This is a genomic window from Rhodococcus rhodochrous, from assembly GCF_014854695.1.
Classification (GTDB): Bacteria; Actinomycetota; Actinomycetes; order Mycobacteriales; family Mycobacteriaceae; genus Rhodococcus.
The window spans coordinates 2024115-2040874 of the sequence record NZ_CP027557.1 but is presented as its reverse complement, the minus strand read 5'-3'; the positions used below and the strand labels follow the sequence as shown (position 1 = coordinate 2040874).

Annotated in this window: 16 protein-coding genes; 5 read left to right on the top strand and 11 right to left on the bottom strand. The window is 68.2% G+C overall.

Annotated features, from left to right (window positions below; translation table 11 throughout):
• Window position 1: 1 nt before the first annotated feature.
• The 3 genes from C6Y44_RS09455 to C6Y44_RS09445 are packed head-to-tail and all read right to left on the bottom strand — an operon-like array spanning window position 2 to window position 4487.
• The gene (locus C6Y44_RS09455) at window positions 2–412 is read right to left on the bottom strand and encodes a DUF4233 domain-containing protein (protein WP_060651102.1); all 411 of its coding nucleotides are present in this window, start codon (window positions 410–412) and stop codon (window positions 2–4) included.
• Window positions 409–1830, bottom strand: coding sequence for a bifunctional tetrahydrofolate synthase/dihydrofolate synthase (folC, locus tag C6Y44_RS09450; RefSeq protein ID WP_006551179.1), 1422 nt, complete (start codon window positions 1828–1830; stop codon window positions 409–411). The genes C6Y44_RS09455 and folC overlap by 4 nt, the downstream gene beginning before the upstream one ends.
• On the bottom strand, window positions 1827–4487 hold the full coding sequence (locus C6Y44_RS09445) for a valine--tRNA ligase (RefSeq protein ID WP_159418612.1): 2661 nt from the start codon (window positions 4485–4487) through the stop codon (window positions 1827–1829). Before C6Y44_RS09445 ends, folC begins: the two co-directional genes overlap by 4 nt.
• Window positions 4488–4647: 160 nt before the next feature.
• On the opposite strand from C6Y44_RS09445, the gene C6Y44_RS09440 reads away from it, so the two are divergent.
• Window positions 4648–5013, top strand: coding sequence for a YtxH domain-containing protein (locus tag C6Y44_RS09440; protein WP_159418613.1), 366 nt, complete (start codon window positions 4648–4650; stop codon window positions 5011–5013).
• A 32-nt stretch (window positions 5014–5045) separates the two neighbouring features.
• On the opposite strand, the gene C6Y44_RS09435 is transcribed toward C6Y44_RS09440, so the two are convergent.
• Window positions 5046–7040 (bottom strand): S9 family peptidase, encoded by a 1995-nt coding sequence (locus C6Y44_RS09435; protein WP_159418614.1) that lies wholly within the window; start codon window positions 7038–7040, stop codon window positions 5046–5048.
• Between the two features lie 124 nt (window positions 7041–7164).
• Here C6Y44_RS09435 and thiD point away from each other — a divergent pair, with 124 nt between their 5' ends.
• Window positions 7165–7956, top strand: coding sequence for a bifunctional hydroxymethylpyrimidine kinase/phosphomethylpyrimidine kinase (gene thiD, locus C6Y44_RS09430; protein WP_159418615.1), 792 nt, complete (start codon window positions 7165–7167; stop codon window positions 7954–7956).
• A gap of 28 nt (window positions 7957–7984) precedes the next feature.
• Here thiD and C6Y44_RS09425 read toward each other — a convergent pair whose 3' ends face one another.
• The 7 genes from C6Y44_RS09425 to C6Y44_RS09395 all read right to left on the bottom strand — a co-directional run bounded on the left by C6Y44_RS09425 (window position 7985) and on the right by C6Y44_RS09395 (window position 13260).
• The gene (locus tag C6Y44_RS09425; RefSeq protein ID WP_159418616.1) at window positions 7985–8410 is read right to left on the bottom strand and encodes a hypothetical protein; all 426 of its coding nucleotides are present in this window, start codon (window positions 8408–8410) and stop codon (window positions 7985–7987) included.
• The gene (locus tag C6Y44_RS09420) at window positions 8407–8628 is read right to left on the bottom strand and encodes a hypothetical protein (RefSeq protein ID WP_159418617.1); all 222 of its coding nucleotides are present in this window, start codon (window positions 8626–8628) and stop codon (window positions 8407–8409) included. Before C6Y44_RS09420 ends, C6Y44_RS09425 begins: the two co-directional genes overlap by 4 nt.
• A 146-nt stretch (window positions 8629–8774) precedes the next feature.
• Window positions 8775–9380 (bottom strand): GNAT family N-acetyltransferase, encoded by a 606-nt coding sequence (locus C6Y44_RS09415; protein ID WP_159418618.1) that lies wholly within the window; start codon window positions 9378–9380, stop codon window positions 8775–8777.
• Window positions 9381–9389: 9 nt separating this feature from the next.
• Window positions 9390–10607, bottom strand: a complete 1218-nt coding sequence (locus C6Y44_RS09410) for a winged helix DNA-binding domain-containing protein (protein ID WP_192378754.1) — start codon at window positions 10605–10607, stop codon at window positions 9390–9392.
• A gap of 123 nt (window positions 10608–10730) precedes the next feature.
• Window positions 10731–11756, bottom strand: coding sequence for a heme-dependent oxidative N-demethylase family protein (locus C6Y44_RS09405; protein ID WP_159418620.1), 1026 nt, complete (start codon window positions 11754–11756; stop codon window positions 10731–10733).
• The gene (locus C6Y44_RS09400; RefSeq protein WP_159418621.1) at window positions 11753–12748 is read right to left on the bottom strand and encodes a PDR/VanB family oxidoreductase; all 996 of its coding nucleotides are present in this window, start codon (window positions 12746–12748) and stop codon (window positions 11753–11755) included. The genes C6Y44_RS09405 and C6Y44_RS09400 overlap by 4 nt, the downstream gene beginning before the upstream one ends.
• Window positions 12745–13260, bottom strand: a complete 516-nt coding sequence (locus C6Y44_RS09395) for a dimethylamine monooxygenase subunit DmmA family protein (RefSeq protein ID WP_225623769.1) — start codon at window positions 13258–13260, stop codon at window positions 12745–12747. The genes C6Y44_RS09400 and C6Y44_RS09395 overlap by 4 nt, the downstream gene beginning before the upstream one ends.
• Window positions 13261–13654: 394 nt before the next feature.
• On the opposite strand from C6Y44_RS09395, the gene glnT reads away from it, so the two are divergent.
• From glnT to C6Y44_RS09380, 3 genes are read left to right on the top strand one after another with little or no spacing between them, the layout of a single operon-like run.
• Window positions 13655–15034: a type III glutamate--ammonia ligase gene (gene glnT / locus C6Y44_RS09390; protein ID WP_159418622.1), complete on the top strand. Its 1380-nt coding sequence runs from the start codon at window positions 13655–13657 to the stop codon at window positions 15032–15034.
• A gap of 44 nt (window positions 15035–15078) precedes the next feature.
• On the top strand, window positions 15079–15966 hold the full coding sequence (locus C6Y44_RS09385; RefSeq protein WP_039586900.1) for a class II glutamine amidotransferase domain-containing protein: 888 nt from the start codon (window positions 15079–15081) through the stop codon (window positions 15964–15966).
• Between the two features lie 53 nt (window positions 15967–16019).
• Window positions 16020–16718 (top strand): GltB/FmdC/FwdC-like GXGXG domain-containing protein, encoded by a 699-nt coding sequence (locus C6Y44_RS09380; protein WP_039586897.1) that lies wholly within the window; start codon window positions 16020–16022, stop codon window positions 16716–16718.
• Window positions 16719–16760: the final 42 nt, after the last annotated feature.

Genomic DNA, 16760 nt, shown 5'->3' with positions numbered 1-16760 from the left:
CCTAGAGGTCGTCCCGCTGGCCCGGCAGCAGACCCCTGGATTCGCGATCCCTGATGTCCTTGCGCAGGTAGAAGATGTACGCCCACACCACGGCGAAGAGCACACCCACCGCACCGAACGCGAGGTCGACGAAGAAGCCGAGCACGGCGAGCACCTGCAACGTGATGTTGAAGGGGATCGCCCACGACTTCTTCTGCACCCCGGCTCCGAGGAACATGAGAACGGCGAGGCCCACGACGTAGGTCGTCGACCACGCGCTCAGTCCCCCGCCGACGGTCGCGATCACCGGCAGCACCAGCAGCACCACGATCGCCTCGAGCACGAGCGTTCCCGCCATCACGCCGCGGAAGCCCTTCCAGGGGTCCGTCGTCGGCGGCCGGAACTTCTGTTCCTCCGGCTTGTCGTTGCTCACGCGGGATCCTTTCCGAACAGACTGCGGGCCGCACCTGCGGTCACCACCGAACCGGTGACCACGACCCCGGCGCCCGACACCGCTTCGCCGGGCTCGCCGACCTCCTCCGCGATCGCGATCGCGGTCTCGATCGCATCCGGGAGCGTCGCCGCGGTGACGACCCGTTCGTCGCCGAATCGGGCGACGGCGATGTTCGCGAGATCGTCGACGTCCATCGCCCGCGGCGACCCGTTGTGCGTGACGACGATCTCGTCGAAGACCGGTTCGAGCGCCTCGATCAGACCCGCGACGTCCTTGTCGGCCATCACGCTCACGACGCCCACGAGCTTGCGGAAGTCGAACTCCTGGGCGAGCGCGGCCGCGAGGGCCTTCGCGCCGTGCGGGTTGTGCGCGGCGTCGAGGAAGACAGTGGGTGCGTTGCGCACCCGTTCGAGCCGGCCCGGCGTGGTCACCGACGCGAACGCGTCGCGCACCGCCTCCACGTCGAGCTGCTTGCCGGGGCCCGCCCCGAAGAACGCCTCGACCGCGGCCAGCGCGACCGACGCGTTGTGCGCCTGGTGCTCGCCGTGGAGCGGCAGGAAGATGTCGGTGTAGAGACCGCCGAGACCCTGCAGGTCGATCTGCTGTCCGCCGACGGCGACCGCGCGTCGCACCACCGCGAACTCGGAGCCCTGACGGGCCACGGCCGCGTCGGCCTCGACGGCCTGCCGCAGCAGCACGTCCATCGCCTCGGGCTCCTGCTGCGCGATGATCGCCACGGTGTCGCGGGGCACGAGACCGTCGTCGGGTGCCTTCTTGATGATCCCGGCCTTCTCCCCCGCGATCTCCGTGAGGGTGTCGCCGAGATAGCCGGTGTGGTCGATCCCGACCGGCGTGATCACTGCGACCTGCCCGGTGACGACGTTGGTGGCGTCCCACCGTCCGCCGAGACCGACCTCGACGACCGCCACGTCGACGGGTGCGTCGGCGAACGCCGCGAACGCCATAGCGGTGGTGACCTCGAACTTGCTCATCTTCGGGCCACCGGCCGCCTCGGACTGCTCGTCGATCATCCGGACGTACGGTTCGATGTCGCGGTAGGTGTCGACGTAGGTCCGCGGCGAGACCGGCGCACCGTCGATGCTGATCCGCTCGGTGGCGAGCTGCAGGTGCGGGCTCGTCGTCCGGCCGACGCGGTGGTGCATGCGGGTGAGCAGCGCGTCGATCATGCGGGTCGTCGACGTCTTGCCGTTCGTGCCGGCGACGTGGATCGACGGGTAGCTGTTCTGCGGCGACCCGAGGATGTCCATGAGCGCGGCGATCCGCGCCAGGGACGGTTCGATCTTCGTCTCCGGCCAGCGCTTGTCGAGCTCGGCTTCGACGAGCGTCAGTTCGGCCAGGTCCACCGGGGACGGCGCCCCCGGGGTGTCGGTGCTCACGCCGCGCCCAGCTCCTTCAGTCGTGCGGTGATCCGTGCGATCTCCTCTTCCGCGATCTGCTTGCGACCACGGATCTTCGCGACCACCTGGTCGGGTGCCTTCGCGAGGAAGGCATCGTTCGACAGCTTCGCGGAGGTGCCCGTCAGCTCCTTCTCCGCGGCCGCGAGATCCTTGCGCAGGCGAGCGATCTCGGCGCCGACGTCGATGCTGCCGGAGGTGTCGAGCTCGACGGTGACCGTCGCGCGGCTCAGCCGGACCTCGATCGACGCGGTGGCCGAGAACGAGTCCTCCGGCGCGGTCAGGCGCGCGAGCGACTGCACGGCCGGCACCTGCGCGACGAGATCGGCGTCCTCGACACCGACGAGCCGGGCCGCGACCTTCTGCGACGGCTTGAGGCCCTGGTCGCTGCGGAACCGACGGATCTCCGTGACGAGCCTCTGCAGGTCGGCGACACGCTGCGCCGCGGTCTCGTCGGTGGCGACGCCGGATGCCTCGGGCCAGGATGCGACGACGACGGACTCGCCGCCGGTGAGCACCTTCCACAGCGTCTCGGTGACGAACGGGATGACCGGGTGCAGCAGGCGCAGCAGCTGGTCGAGGACGGTGCCGAGCACGACCTTGGTGCCGTCGGCGTGGGCGCTGCCGTCGGCGAGCTGGACCTTGGCGAGCTCGAGATACCAGTCGCAGACCTCGTCCCACGCGAAGTGGTAGAGCGCCTCGCACGCCTTCGAGAACTCGTAGTGATCGAAGGCCGCGTCGACCTCGGTACGCACCTGCTCGAGGCGGTCGAGGATCCACCGGTCGGCATCGGTGAGCTGGTCGCGGGCCGGGAGCTCGCCGACCACCGCGCCGTTCATCAGCGCGAACTTGGTCGCGTTGAACAGCTTGTTCGCGAAGTTGCGCGACGACTGGGCGTGGTCCTCACCGACGGCGAGGTCGCCGCCCGGGTTCGCGCCGCGCGCCAGCGTGAAGCGCAGGGCGTCGGCACCGAAACGCTCGACCCAGTCGAGGGGGTCGATGCCGTTGCCGCGCGACTTCGACATCTTCTTGCCGAACTGGTCGCGGACGAGGCCGTGCAGGAACAGATCCCGGAACGGCACCTGTGCCTGGTGCACCGCGTCGTCGCCCGACACGTAGGTGCCGAACATCATCATGCGGGCGACCCAGAAGAACAGGATGTCGTAACCGGTGACGAGAACGCTGGTGGGATAGAACTTGTCGAGCTCGGGGGTCTTCTCCGGCCAGCCCATCGTGGAGAACGGCCACAGGCCGGACGAGAACCACGTGTCGAGCACGTCCGGGTCCTGCTCCCAGCCCTCGGGCGCGCTCTCGTCGGGGCCGAAGCACTCGACCTCGCCGTTCGGGCCGTACCAGATCGGGATGCGGTGGCCCCACCACAGCTGACGCGAGATGCACCAGTCGTGCATGTTGTCGACCCAGTCGAACCAGCGCGGTTCCTGGCTCGCCGGGTGGATGACGGTGTGGCCGTTGCGCACCGCGTCGCCGGCGGCCTTGGCGAGCTTGTCGACCTTGACCCACCACTGCATCGACAGGCGCGGCTCGATGGTCTCGCCGGACCGCTCGGAGTGGCCGACGCTGTGCAGGTAGGGGCGCTTCTCGGCGACGACGCGACCCTGCGCGGCGAGTTCCTCGCGGATCGCGACGCGCGCCTCGAACCGGTCCATGCCGTCGAAGCGGGTGCCGGAGTCGGCGATGCGACCGGCCTTGTCCATGATCGTGGGCATCGGCAGATCGTGCCGCAGGCCCATCTCGAAGTCGTTGGGGTCGTGCGCAGGCGTGATCTTCACTGCGCCCGTACCGAATTCGGGGTCGACGTATTCGTCGGCGATGATCGGGATCTGCCGGCCGGTGATCGGGTGCTCGAGCGTGGTGCCGATGATGTCCTTGTAGCGCTCGTCCTCGGGGTGGACCGCGACGGCGGTGTCGCCGAGCATCGTCTCCACACGGGTGGTGGCGACGACGACGTGCGGCTCGTCGTCGTTCAGGGAGCCGTAGCGCAGGGAGACGAGCTCACCCTCGACCTCCTCGAACTTCACCTCGATGTCGGAAATGGCGGTCTGCAGCACGGGCGACCAGTTGACAAGACGCTCGGCGCGGTAGATCAGACCCTCGTCGTAGAGGCGCTTGAACATCGTCTGCACGGCGCGGGACAGGCCCTCGTCCATGGTGAAGCGGTCGCGCGACCAGTCCACACCGTCGCCGATGCGGCGCATCTGGCCCTGGATCATGCCGCCGGACTCGGCCTTCCACTGCCAGACCTTCTCGATGAAGGCTTCGCGACCGAGGTCCTCCTTCTTCTTGCCGTCGGCGGCGAGCTGCTTCTCGACGACGGTCTGGGTGGCGATGCCGGCGTGGTCCATGCCGGGCAGCCACAGCACCTCGTAGCCCTGCATGCGCTTACGGCGGGAGAGCACGTCCATGAGGGTGTGGTCGAGGGCGTGACCCATGTGCAGGCTGCCGGTGACGTTCGGCGGCGGCAGGACGATCGAGTACCCGGGCTTGTCGCTCGTGGGGTCGGCCTCGAAGTAGCCGGCGTCGACCCACTGCTGGTAGAGCTCCGCTTCGACGGCGCTGGGGTCCCAGCTCTTGGGAAGGGCGTCGGCGGGGTTCTGCGAGTTCTCTGGCGCACTGGTCACCCGTCAATCGTAAGCGTCGCGGCGAACCTCCTGGACACGGGCTACGACAGAGCCGGACAGGGGTCGCGACAGAAGAGTGTGGCCCGCTCCCCGACCGGGTATCGCAGTGCCGGGCGGCCGAATGCGCGGACGCCGAACGGACAGGACGGAGGACACCGTCATGATGCGGGCATTGATCTTCGCTGCAGGTGCAGCCGCGGGATTCGTCGCGGGGACCCGGGCGGGACGCGAGACCTACGACAAGATGCGGGGGCGTTCGAACGAGCTGTGGCACAACCCGGCGGTGCAGGAAAAGGTCATTCCTGCGGTACAAGACAAGGTGACGGAAGCGGCCGGCGTCGTGAAGGAGAAGGCGCCACACCTCCAGGATACGGTCGGTGGTCTCGCCGAGAAGGTCACCCATCGCGGCGGATCGGGTCAGCACTCGGCCGGTTCCGGTTCCGCGACGAGCGAGTCGACCCCGGCCACCGACGAGCCCACGCGTCCGCCGGCCTCGCCGGGCGACCAGCCGCGCCCGCCCGAATAGCGAGGCAGTAGACCCCGAGCGGACGTCCTCGGTCAGCCCAGCTCGTCCGGCAGGTCGAGCGGGCGGCCGAGCACGTGCTCGGACAGGAACGCCTCGACGGTCCGGTACCAGATCTTCGAGTGCTGCGGCTTCAGCACCCAGTGGTTCTCGGACGGGAAGTACAGGAAGCGGTGGACGGTGGTGCCGTCGTCCTCGGCGGGCCGCCCCGATTCGTCGAGCAGCTCGTACCACAGGCGCAGGGCTTCGCCGATCGGGACGCGATAGTCCTTGTCGCCGTGGATCACGAGCATGGGCGTGACGATGTCGGCGACGAACAGGTGCGGTGAGTTCTCGACCGCCATCTCCGGGGTCATCTCCCGCTGCCAGTACCAGGCCACGTCGGTGGTCGGCGTGAACTGGTCCAGCGCCCACAGGCCGGCATGGGTGACGACCGCGCGGAACCGGTCGGTGTGCCCCGCGATCCAGTTGGCGAGATATCCGCCGAACGATCCGCCCATCACCGCGGTCCGTTCCTCGTCGATGTCGGCGCGCGCGACCGCAGCATCGGTGACGGCCATCAGATCGGTGTACGGTTCGCTCCCCCACCGTCCCCAGCCACGCCGGACGAAGTCGTCGCCGTATCCCGTGGACAGTGCGGGATCGGGCAGCAGCACCGCATAGCCGCGGGCGACGAGGAGCCACGGGTTCCAGCGCCACGACCACGTGTTCCAGCTGCTCAGCGGACCACCGTGCACCCACAACAGCATCGGCGCGGGGTCGTCGGGGGACGCGGTATGCGGAAGTGCGAACCACGCCCGCACCGGCGTGCCGTCGGCGGCTTCGGTGGTCAGTTCCTCGAGGCGTCCCGGCAGTTCCGGGAGCGCAGCGGGAGCACGTAGCGGCGTAACGGTGCCGGCGTCGGGTCCGGTGACATCGATGCGCACGGGGTGCGGCGGTGCTTCGTAGGAGGCCCGCAGCGCGTATGCCGTGCTGCCGTCGGGTGCGAGGCAGACGTCCGTGTAGGCGGCGTCGTCCGGGGTGAGGCGGTCGGGCTGCTCGGACCCGAGTCGCTGCACGAACACCGGCGCGCGTCCGTGATCGTCGGCGGTGAGCACGAGACCGGAACCGTCGGGCAGCCAGGTGACGGAAGTGGGACGTCTGTCCCATTCAGGGGCCTCGATTGTCGTGGTTCCGCTCGCGATGTCCAGGACGCGGACGGTGATCTGCGGCGGGTTCTCCGCGTCGCTCATCGATTCGTGCAGGTAGGCGAGCTTCGTCCCGTCGCGCGAGATCGACGGGTGCGTCACGTCGCCGGTCTCGTCGTCGACGAGCGGGGTGCGCAGGCCGGTGCCGAGATCGACCCGCACGAGCGTGACGCGGCGCGAGGCGAGCGGACCGGGGACCACCCATGTCGCGGCGGCGAACGAACCGTCGGCAGCGATGTCGACGGAGCCATCACGCAGCGACCCTCGGATCCCGGGCGTGAGGTCGGTGAACCCGTCGCCGCTCTTGTCCGGGACGAGCAGGTGCGGCTGGTCGGGCCCGAGATCGTGGTCCCAGTAGCGCACCGGATAACCCGTGTGCAGCACCGCGGTCACGGCCCCGTCCTTGCGGGCGTCCCGGATCCGTTCGTCGTCGGACTCGCTGTGGCCGAGGACGGACGCGACGAGGACGATCCGGTCGGCCTCGGACGCCGCGTGCACCGATGCGAATCCACCCTTGCGAGATCCGACCTGCTCGGCCTCGCCGCCCGCCGCGGGCAGTCGCCACAGCGACACCGGCGGGTCGTCCTTGCCACGTGCGGCGGTGAACAGCAGGTCGCCGGTCGCGGTGAAGGTCGGGTTCGATTCACCCGTGGTGCCGTGGGTGAGGCGTCGCGCCGGAGCGTTGCCTTCGGGATCCACCTCCCACAGGGCCCCGGTGTACGAGGTGGCCTTCTCGTCGAGCGTCGACTGCGTGATCACCAGGCGTTTCCCGTCCGGAGACATCGTGAGGGAGGTGACACGGGGAAGCGTCAGGTAATCGTCGAGCTCGTGGAAGGCCGTCATGCCTGGACGATATCGGGAGCGACGGTGGGCGGTCCGCAGGTGGCACCGGGTTCGTCTGTAACCTGGTCGTTCGGCGGGTACATCCCGTGGCAACGCCGTCTCCCAGTCCGAACGGAGCACTCACATGGTCGACCTCGCATACGTCATCGCCGGCTCGGAAGCGACCGGTGGCGCCGGTCTGCAGGTCGACCTGAAGACGTTCCAGCAGCTCGGTGTGTACGGGGTGGGCACCACGACGTGCATCGTCTCGTTCGACCCGAAGAACAACTGGGGCCACCGCTTCTTCCCCGTCCCGGCCGACGTGATCGCCGAGCAGATCGAGGCCGCCACCGCCGCCCACGATCTCGACGTGGTGAAGATCGGCATGCTGGGCACGCCCGCGACGATCGACGTCGTCGCCGAGGGTCTCGAGAAGCAGGACTGGCGGCACGTCGTGCTCGACCCGGTCCTGATCTGCAAGGGCCAGGAGGCCGGTGCAGCGCTCGACACCGACAACGCGCTGCGCGCGCAGGTGCTCCCCCACGCCACGGTCGTCACCCCGAACCTGTTCGAGGCACTCACCCTGTCCGGCATGGACGAGATCACCTCCGTCGACCAGCTCATCGAGGCCGCACGTCGCATCCACGACCTCGGCCCGAAGTACGTCGTGGCGAAGGGCGGCGTCGAACTGGACGGCGAGGACGCGGTGGACGTGCTGTTCGACGGTTCCGAGGTCACTCTGCTGACGGCACCGAAAGTCGGCAACGAGCGGGTGTCCGGTGCCGGCTGCACCCTCGCGGCCGCGATCACGGCCGAACTCGCGAAGGGCGCGTCGGTCGCCGACGCCGCGGCCCGCGCCAAGGATTTCGTCACCGCGGGGATCAAGGGGCGAGTGTCCGCCCACACCCCGTTCGACACCGTCTGGCAGGGCGCCTGATCTTCTGCAGCGCGGACCTCGCGGCGCTTCACCTCCGTCGACCGGTCACGAGTCGAACCACCGCAACGATCAGAGCGATGATCGTCCCGAAGATGGCCACCACCAGCACGGTCCGGGCGATCAGGTCCCAGGGCACCGATCCGTCGTCGGGGAAGTCGAACGGAAACACCTGCCAGATCCGTACGAGGGCGTAGAGCCCGATGCCGTTCACCACCAGATCGCCCAGGGCTTTCAGCCGTGGCGGGTCGGAAACAAGGTAGACGGCGTTGGTGACGACACCGGCGATGATGGAGGCGTTCACCCAACCGAGGACACGGGTGGTGTCCTCGGTGAGCAAGGGCACCACGTCCCATCCGGGCCAGCCGTTGATCAGGTACAGCAGCACCGCGTCGACGACGATGGCGACGAGATAGCCGGCCCGGCGCCCGACCGAGGACCGCTCCGGGGCACTCACCGAACAGACTCGGCTTCGAGGAGCGCATGTCCCCACCGGGTCGCACGTTCCGCCTCACCGGGTTCGAGGACGGTCTGTTCGTCGACAAGGAAACTCTCCGGTTCCGCGGCGAGTGTGCAGCCCCGTTTTCGCAGTTTTCTCCCGATCGTCTTCGAGGCGCGACCGGTGAACACGGGTGACGCGTCGAGCCGGGTTTCGTAGACAACGAGCACCTGCATATCGGACTCCTCGGGATCGGCACGATTCACCTACGGAGACGATCCGCCGAAAGCGTTCCCGATACAAGACCATCCTCGATCCCGCTTGTCATCCGCATCGGCAATTGCCGTAGCGAATGACGAACTCGATCGCGGATCGGCGCCGATCAGCGCGGCTGCCGCCACATTCCCCACAGCGTCGGCCCGCCACCGGGTACGGCGATCTCGCGGGTGACCTCGAACCCGAACCGCTCGTAGTAGGGAATGTTCGACTCCTTGCTCGATTCGAGATAGGCGGGAGCATGTTCGGCATCGGCCCGGGCGAGGCCGGCTTTCATGAGCTTTGTACCGAAGCCGCTCCCGCGCGCAGCGCGTGAGGTGCCGATCGTCGACAGGTACCAGTGCGGTTCGTCCGGGTGCGCCGCGTCGAGCGTTCGCTCGACCTGACTCCCTCGCCCCATGTTCCGTCCGAGCGCTGCGTAGAAGCCGGGCAGCAGGCGGAGCAATGTCCACACATCGGTACGCCATCGTCCGGGCGGCGCCCACATCGCCGCGCCTCCGACGACTCCGCCGGACTCGGCGATGTCGGTGGCCCCCAGCGGCACCATGTGGTGCCGGGCGTCGGCCGCGAAGAAACGGGTCATGCGCCGGATTCGGTGTTGTTCGTCCGGGAACATCCACGTGAAGACCGGATCGTCGGAGAAGGCTTCGGCGATCACCGGAGCGAAGGCCGGAATGTCTCGGCGCGTGGCGGTTCTCGTTTCGACGGCCATGTGCGCAGCCTACGGCGAAGACCTGCGTGAAGGCTTGCCTTCCGTGGCACCCGCGAGCTCTTTCGCGAGGGGCGTCGGGAATCTGGCCATCACCTTCACTCCCCCGAGCCACTCGTCGAGGCGCGTCGCCTCCTGTTCGAGCACCGCCCGGCCGTCGGCACCGATGTCCTCGAGCAGATGCAGTTCGACGGATCCGGAATCGCTCTGCCACCACGTGCCGACGATCCGTCCGTCCCACCACGCCGTGGGCCCGGCATTGCCGTTCGAATCGAACAGGTCGTCCTTGTACGGCCCCAGATACCAGTCGCGTTCGGCCCACCCCATGACCGTGGGGTCCAGGGAGGGCAGCAGCACTCCCCACGGTTCGACGGGAGCGGGTTCGTCCACGTCGTCGGACAGGAGGTAGCCGGGACGGCCGTCGAGATCGACCTCCACCACGTCGAGTTCGGCGAGGGCCGCGCGGACGGCCGTGAGGGTGGAGCCGAGCCACCATTTGATGTCGGCCTCGGTCCCCGGTCCGAAGACCCGCAGCCACGATTCCACGAGCGCGCGTACACCGTCGGCTTCGTCGCACGGTTCGATCTCGGAGCCGAGCCACGACTCCGTGGACGTCCAGGTGGGCCGCGACACGCGCCACGATCCTCTGTTCGACGCCCGCACCACCTTGCCTTCGGCGGAGAGCACCGTGAGCACGCGTGGAGCGAACGGAACCCTGCCGCCCCACGACTTTCCGATCCCGTAGTCGATGCTCGCGTCGAGAAGCGGGATCGCGGCACGCAATTCGGTGGAGGTCGCTTCGCGTCCCCCGGACAACGCCTGCAGCACGTGGCCACTCACCTCGTCGAGCCACTGCTCACCGTCGCGGTACAGGCCGGCTTTCTCGACGTCCTTGACCACCTGCCGGCGCTGCATCGTCGCCACTCGCGTACTTGCGCCCGCCTGCACGACGGGCAGGATCTCCCGGGCGAAGACGAAGACGGTGCGCCGCATGGCCATGTGCTTCACCAGCGACCGATCCGTGTAGAGCATCCGGTCGAGGTCGTCCGTGGTGAAGTCGTCGACGCGAGCCCACGCCGACAGGTAGACGGAGGCGGCGTCGGTGCCGTGCAGGCACACTAGGCTCCTTGCGGCATCGACCGCGTCGGACGCGCGATGCTTCGGGTGCAGGCGGTGCCTGGCGGCAAGTCGCGCTCGGCGTTCGGTTTCGTCGATCCTGCGCACAGCCATGGCCGACATCGTAGAGGCGGTGGCCGACGCAGGAGGGCTACCGATGAGCCGAATCGACAACTGCGGGGAGGTCGTGTGCGAGTTTCTCGAGAATTCCGCACACAACCTCCCCGAAATCCGTGTTCAGGGCCGGACGCCGCCGTAGGTGCGCAGCCAACGCAGACCCGGTCCGCGGGTACGCGTGATGCCCTTGTAGTCGGCCATGTCGTCGGGAAGTTCGTCGAGGACCGAGTGGAGACACTCGGACCACTCGGGCACCCGGGCGATGTCCTCGAACGACAGCAGGTGTGTGCGGATGAGGAACATGATCGCGCCGGAGACACCGAGACGCACGAGATGCTGGACCTCGACGCGGAGGTGCAGGCGAGGTCCGACGTCCTCGAGCGGCCCCTCGGCGAGCAGTCGGCGGTCGCGGCCCCATTCGGGATAGGTTTCGGTGGACTGGTCGAGTCGACGGTCGACGCTGAGCGACCAGTTCGTGCGTCGGTAGCACTGTCCCGCCTGCAGACCCATGAGGAACTGCTCGGCGCGCGGGATCACTCCTTCGGTGTGGACGCGCGGGACGGGCCCGTGGATCTGGCGGAAATTCATGCCGACGTCGAAGCGCAGCGACCAGTCGGCCGCGAAGGTGACCAGGCCGGCGTCGCCCCAGAGGGCACCTTCGCGCTGGTCGAGCAGGACGACGTCCTCCTGGAGGTGCCTGCCGATGAAGCGCAGAGGCGGCTCGGGCAGCGTCGACCGATCACCGAAGACGAAGGGCTGTTCGACGCCGAGCGCATGGTTGACGAACAGCCGCGCCTCACGGTCGCGTTCGAGTGCGAAGGTCTCCGGGTACGCGTCGGCGAGCATCCGCATGAGCGTGACCATCGCGTCCCACTGCGCGATCTCCATGTGCGGCAGAGACTGGAACCGGGTGGGGTCGGTGGTGAGGATCCGCTCTCGTTCGGCGAGGTCGTCGAGATAGTGGTCGTCGATGTCGACGGGATGCCGACCCCATCCGCCCGCGGCGGTCGCAACGGGACTTCCGGCAGGTTCGACGTTGGTGCTGTAACGATAGGCGTCACGAGCGAACGGAAACGGGAAGCGCGCGATCCGATCGGGGAGACCGAGGTCGTCGTCGCGGACGGCGAGATCGATTGTCGTACTCACAGATCCAGCTCCAATCGTGGTCCGTTCGATCGGGAGACGCACGGCATCATGCAGTCTCCCGCGTCCTTCTCCTCAGCACTCAGGTACAGATCGCGGTGGTCGATCCCTCCGCTCGTCACGGGCAGTCGACACTCACCGCACACGCCCTGCCGGCACAGGTTGGGCACTGCGACCCCGCGACTTTCGAGTGCGTCGAGCAGGCTGACGCCCGAGTCGACGGCGACGTCGATGCCGCGGCGGGTCAGGTGTGCAGTGAACGGCTCTCCCGGGTCGAGGTCACCGACCCCGAAGCGCTCGTAGTGCACACGCGCGTCGGGCCACCCCGCGCGACCCGCACGTTCGCAGAGGTCGTCGACGAGACCGGTCGGACCGCACATGTACAGGTGGGTGCCGATGGGCTGCTCCAGCAGCGCCTGCCCCATCCGCTCCCGGAAGACCTCGCGCGCCGTGTAGGTGTGCAGACGCGGTCCGCACAGATCATGCAGTTCGTCGAGGTGGGCACCGTCGCCGTCGCGGAAGGCGTAGTGCACCTCGAACGATCGACCCCACTGCACGGCCGCGCGGATATGGGACAGGATCGGCGTGATCCCGATTCCACCCGCGACCAGCAGATGGTGCCGGGCCGTGAGGATCGGAGCGAACGCGCTGCGCGGTGTGCCGACCGGGACTCGGTCACCGACCTGGAGGTCGTGGACCCACTGCGACCCGCCGCGACCGGATTCCTCCAGCCGCACCGAGATCGCGTAGTGGTCGGGTTCGAAGGCGGGACCGGTCAGGGAATACGAGTTGCGACGCGGTCGCCCGCCGGGTCCGGTGCCGCAGGCGACGACGATGTGGCTACCGGGCGTGAAGGAGGGAAGCGGGCGGCCGACAGGGTCCACGAGGCGGACGTGTCGCACGGTGGGCCTCAGCGCGATCGTCTCCGCGACCGTCAACTGCAGTTCCGTTCCGCAGGCCGAGTTCCGCACCGGGACGTCGGATGTCAGCGTCATCGGCGTTCCTCCGCGTCGACCGCGAAGCCGAGATAGGCGGCGTGCAGTCGGGAAACATGGTGGTAGACGACGAGTTCCGAGGCGCAGGCCGGACAGGTGGTGCCCTGCCCGATCGCGACGGCGGCGAGATGGGTGGAGTGGCAGTGGGCGCAGTAGACGGTGCGCGTCGCCGATTCCACGGGGAGGGGAAGGATCTCGTCGTCGAGGAGTCCTGCGGCCACGGCCGCCGATCGTCCCGCGAGCACCGCCGCTTCCGGCCCGACCAGCACGAGGCGCCATCCCACACGAGCTACGCTCGCCTGCCGCTCCAGGATCTGTGCGGCCGTGTCACCCCATTCCTCCGGCAGGCGGATCCAGTCGACACGACGACCCTCGAAGGACGACACGAGGCTGCGCGCCTGGTCCAGGGCGGCGTCACCGAAGGACAGGACGGTCACGTAGCGACCCTCGCCGGCGATGCGTCGTTCCTCGTCCCACCTCGGGACGCTGGTGGTGCCCATACAGACGCTCACGCGATCACCTGCGCCTTCCGGCAGCCCGAAACGGCAGGAAAACGGTTGCAGTGGTGTCGATCTCGGACATGAGAACTCCTCGGGAGGACCGACGTGGACACGCCGGGTGTGGTGGATACCGATCGCTGACGTGAAACAGACGATAATGGGAAGAAACACGGCGATGGGTTGCCGCTCGGTTAACGCGTGTAACGGATCCCTCTCGGCCCCGACCGTCGGCGCGTTCGCGACCGATGCCTTCCGTACACATGCAGACCGTTGGTACATGCAGACCGTTCCGGCGAACCGTCACGGCAATCTCACCCTCGCGTAACACGCTCGTCATCGCTACCTTGTTTCCTCGTACTCGACATCGATTCATATAGTGAAACCCCGTCGAATCCGAGGAGCCCCCATGACGCTGGAAGCCACCGACACGTCCGTGCTGCGCCTCCCGTCCGCGAACGGCCGGTCCCCCGAGACCTCCGGATCCCCCACCCTGACCGAACTCGCCCACGCCGCCGGCACCCGCTACATCCTCGCCGTCTTCACCACCCTGTCCGGAAAGCCTTGCGCCAAGCTCGTTCCCGTCGAATCCGTCGGGGAGCTCGAGACCGAGGGCGTCGGATTCGCCGGCTACGCCGCCGGGTCGATGGGCCAGGTCCCGAAGGATCCCGACCTCGTCGCCATCCCCGATGCCGCGTCGTTCACGCCCATCCCGTTCGTGCGCGAAGGCCTCGCTCTCGTCCACTGCGACCCGCACGTCGAAGGCAAGCCCTGGCCGTACGCGCCGCGCGTGATCCTCAAGTCCGTACTCGCGCAGGCTGCCGCACTGGGCCTCGAGGTCAACGTGGGCGCCGAGATCGAGTACTTCCTCGTCAACAAGGACGAGAACGGAACGCTGCGCACGGCCGACGCGCTCGACACCTCCCGCCAGCCCTGCTACGACGCCCGCGACGTCACCCGCATGTACGAGCACCTGACGTCGATCTCGTCGGCGATGAACACCCTCGGATGGGGCAACTACGCCAACGACCACGAGGACGGGAACGGCCAGTTCGAGCAGAACTTCCAGTACGCCGATGCCCTGACCACCGCCGACCGGGTCGTCACCCTGCGCTACCTGATCTCCGTGCTCGCCGAGCAGCGCGGCATGACCGCAACCTTCATGCCCAAGCCGTTCGCCGACCGCACGGGATCGGGCATGCACATGCACCTGTCGCTGTGGAGCGACGGCGTCTCTGCCTTCCCCGACGCATCCGACCCGCACGGCCTGGGCCTGTCGAAGACCGCCTACTCGTTCATCGCCGGCATCCTCGAGCACGCCTGCGCTCTGCAGGGCGTCATCGCGCCGACGGTCAATTCCTACAAGCGAACCGGTGCAACCAGCACGTCCTCCGGTGCCACCTGGTCGCCGCGCTACGCGACCTACGGTGGCAACGACCGCACCCACTACCTGCGGGTCCCCGACTCCAACCGCGTCGAACTGCGCGGCGGTGACGGTTCCGCCAACCCCTATCTCGCCACCGCCGCGACTCTCGCTGCCGGCCTCGACGGCATCGAACGCAACCTCGACCCCGGGACTCCCGGTACCGGCGGTTCCACGGAGACCCTGCCGATGACGCTACTGCACGCGATGGACGCCCTCCAGGCCGATCCGGTCGTCTCCGGCGCTCTCGATTCGGCGGGCGCGAGTGTCACCGATTACTTCGCCTCACTCAAGCGCGAGGAGTTCTTCCACTGGCACAACACCGTGACCCCGTGGGAGATCGACAGCTACCTGACCGCCTTCTGAGAAGTCTTCGCTACTTCCCTACCCATCGAACAGGAGAGACGACCATGTGCGGAATCGTCGGACTTCATCTGCGGGACACCTCGCTCGAACCCCGACTGGGCAGCCTGCTCACCGGAATGCTCGGGCAGATGGTGGACCGCGGACCGGATTCGGCGGGCGTCGCCGTCTACGGCAACCCGGTCTTCTCCCCCGCCGGGGAGTCGTCGGTCTCGGTACTCGATGCCCCCTCGGATCTCGCCACGATCGTCGGCGACGCACTGGGCGTGACCGTCGGTGCACTCGATCTCGCACCCACCACCGTGCTGCACGCCCCCGTCCCCGCCACTCTGCTCGCCGACACCGTCCGCGCCCTGGCACCCACTGCGACCGTCATCGGCTTCGGTGACGACGTGACCGTCCTCAAAGGAACCGGCGATCCGCGCATTCTCGCCGAGAACTTCGGCCTGCCGACCGCATCCGGATGGCAGGGTGTGGGCCACACCCGAATGGCCACCGAATCCGCCGTCACCGCTGCCGGATCACATCCCTTCGCCGTGGGACCGGACCAGTGCCTCGTGCACAACGGCTCGTTCTCCAACCACCTGTCGATCAAGCGCGAACTCGAGGACGAGGGGGTGGTCTTCGACAGCGAGAACGACACCGAGGTCGGCGCGCGCTTCGTTGCCAAGCACCTGGCGGAGGGCGCGGATCTCGAGAAGGCGTTGCGCCTTCTCGGCGAACGTTTCGACGGGTTCTACACCCTACTGGTGTCGACATCCGATTCCTTCGCCGTGGTGCGCGATCCGATCGCCTGCAAGCCCGCGATCGTCGCCGAGTGCGACGCCTACGTCGCCATGGCCTCGGAATTCCGCGCTCTGGCAGGACTTCCCGGCATCGCCGACGCCCGCATCTTCGAACCCGAACCGGACCGGGTCTACGTGTGGCAACGCTGAAGGTCGCCACAACCCCCGATTCCGCTGTCCGACCCCGTTCCACGGAGGTAATCATGACCACCGACACCCTGCTCCCGACCGCCACCTACGATCTGGCGACGACCACCACCCGCGAACTCAATGCGGCACTGCACGCGACGGAGGCCCCGGCTTCGGTCGAGGTCGCGAACCCGCAGGGCGCCCACGCACTCGCCTGCGGCCTGAACCGGCCGATCGACGTCCGCATCGACGGCCACGTCGGCTACTACGCCGCCGGTATGAACCAGCACGCCCACGTGACCATCGACGGCAACGCCGGCGTCGGTGTCGCCGAGAACATGATGTCGGGCAGCGTGCGCGTCACCGGCGACGCCTCGCAGGCCGCCGGTGCCACCGCCCACGGCGGGTTGCTGGTGATCGAAGGCAACGCCGCCGCACGCTGCGGCATCTCGATGAAGGGCGTCGACATCGTCGTCGGCGGCGACATCGGGCACATGAGCGCCTTCATGGGACAGGCCGGCCGACTCGTCGTCCTGGGCGATGCCGGTGAGGCCCTGGGTGATTCGTTGTACGAGGCACGGATCTACGTGCGGGGCAGCGTCGCCTCGCTCGGCGCGGACTGCGTCAAGAAGGAGATGCGCCCCGAGCACATCGTCGAACTGCAGGAACTGCTCGACGCGGCCGGTTTCGACGCCGACCCGGCCGAGTTCACCCGCTACGGCTCGGCCCGTCAGCTCTACCACTTCCACGTCGACAACGCTTCGGCGTACTGACGCCCCGACGTTCTTCCGCCCGCTCGACCCCGAGGAGAATTC